The sequence below is a fragment of the Umezawaea sp. NPDC059074 genome, assembly GCF_042738955.1.
Classification (GTDB): Bacteria; Actinomycetota; Actinomycetes; order Mycobacteriales; family Pseudonocardiaceae; genus Umezawaea.
Window position 1 is genome coordinate 1 of sequence record NZ_JBHYHC010000292.1, and the last position, 1,411, is coordinate 1,411.

Below are 1,411 nucleotides of genomic sequence, written 5' to 3' on the forward strand. Positions count from 1 at the left end.
GATGCTCGCGGTCGACCAGTCGAAGCTCGACGGACAGGGCTACCCCGGCACCACCGTCGTGTACGCGGGCGTGCCGACCTCGGGGCTGCCGCAGGCCGAGGCGGAGAACTACGCCAAGTTCCTGGAGTACGCGGCGGACGGTGGGCAGCAGTACGGCGTGGAGATCGGCAACCTGCCCCTGGGCTACCTCGCCCTCAGCGACCCGCTCAAGCTCCAGACGCGCAACGCCGCCACGGCCGTGCGCGAGCAGAAGGGCGACGTGCCCGCGCCGCCGGACGACGTGATCACCGACCCGGCCAAGGGACTGCCCGATCCGAACACCGGCGGTGGGGGATCGCCGACCACCAACAACGTCGTCGGGGGAGCCAACCGGACCACGACGCCGACCGGTCCCGCCTCCGCGCCCGTGCCGCCGGACCCGTCCGGGTCGACGCCGTCCAGCGTCGGCAAGCCGGTCACCAGCGCGGCGACCAGGGCGGACTCGTCGTCGTTCGCGCGGTGGATCCTGCCGGTGCTGCTCGGCGTCGGGCTGCTGGCCGCCGTGCTGGTGCCGCTCGTGCCCGCGCTCGGCACGCCGGGCCACCCGGTCCGCCGCTGGCTGGCCGCCCGGTTCGGGAGAGGGGCGGAGTGAGGAGCGCGGTGTCGTGGGAGATGGCGCTGCTGACCCGTGTCCTCGCGGTCGTGGCGGTCGGGACGCTCGGCTTCGTCGCCTATGTGGTGCTGGTCGGCTCGGTGCGCCACGACCGCGGCCAGGACCTGCTCTACGCGCAGGTTCGCGAGCAGTTGGCGGCGATCGAGATGCCGACCGGTGGCGTGATCGAGCCGGGCACGCCCATCGCGGTGCTGGAGGTCCCCGGCCTCGGCCTGAACGAGGTCGTGGTCGAGGGCACGGCGGGCGCCCGGCTCGCCGAGGGGCCCGGCCACCTGCGCACCAGCCCGTTGCCCGGTCAGCCCGGTGTCGCCGTCCTGCTGGGCCGGGCGGCGACGTTCGGCGGGCCGTTCCGCGACATCGCGGCGCTGCGCGAGGGCGACCAGGTCGTGGCCACGACCGGGCAGGGCCGGTTCACCTACCGGGTGGACGGTGTCCGGCGCGACGGCGACCCGCTGCCCAAGGCGCCCGCCGCGGGCACCGGGCGGCTGCTGCTGACCAGCGCGGAGGGTGACGACGTGTTCGGGCTCGCGCTGAGCCCCGACCGGACGGTCTTCGTGGACGCCACCCTGGTCGACCGCGCGGTGGCGGCCAAGGCGGGCCAGCCGACGTCGCTGCTGCCGGAGGAGCTGCCGCTGCGCCGCGACGAGAGCGCGCTGGTGCCGCTCGTGCTGTGGTTGCAGGCCCTGCTGCTGGCCGTGATCGGGTTCTCCTGGGCGCGGGTCCGCTGGGGCCGCGTGGAGACCTGGTTCGTCGGCGCGC

At 75.2% G+C, this 1,411-nt stretch carries 1 protein-coding gene and 1 pseudogene; both read left to right on the forward strand.

From position 1 onward, the window contains the following. Nucleotides 1-631: pseudogene (locus tag ACFWW9_RS46125) on the forward strand (hypothetical protein); the annotation flags it as partial. 8 nt (nt 632-639) lie between these two features. Then, on the forward strand, nt 640-1,411 hold a 772-nt coding region (locus ACFWW9_RS46130), incomplete at its 3' end, for a sortase domain-bontaining protein (RefSeq protein ID WP_390390011.1).